This is a genomic window from Photorhabdus hainanensis (assembly GCF_018448965.1).
GTDB lineage: Bacteria > Pseudomonadota > Gammaproteobacteria > Enterobacterales > Enterobacteriaceae > Photorhabdus > Photorhabdus akhurstii.
In genome coordinates this window covers 1-215 of the sequence record NZ_RCWD01000164.1, presented here as the reverse complement: position 1 = coordinate 215, position 215 = coordinate 1, and the positions used below count along the sequence as shown (strand labels likewise).

General features: G+C 53.0%; 1 rRNA gene. It reads left to right on the top strand.

The window, feature by feature from the left end:
* Positions 1-215 (top strand): 23S ribosomal RNA (locus EAE92_RS25650); the annotation flags it as partial.

Genomic DNA, 215 nt, shown 5'->3' with positions numbered 1-215 from the left:
GTTTAAGCGTGTAGGTGGGAGGAGCAGGCAAATCCGCTCTTCTGTAACACTGAGGCGTGATGACGAGCTGCTACGGCAGTGAAGTGGTTGATGCCCGGCTTCCAGGAAAAGCCTCTAAGCATCAGGTGACATTGAATCGTACCCCAAACCGACACAGGTGGTCAGGTAGAGAATACTCAGGCGCTTGAGAGAACTCGGGTGAAGGAACTAGGCAA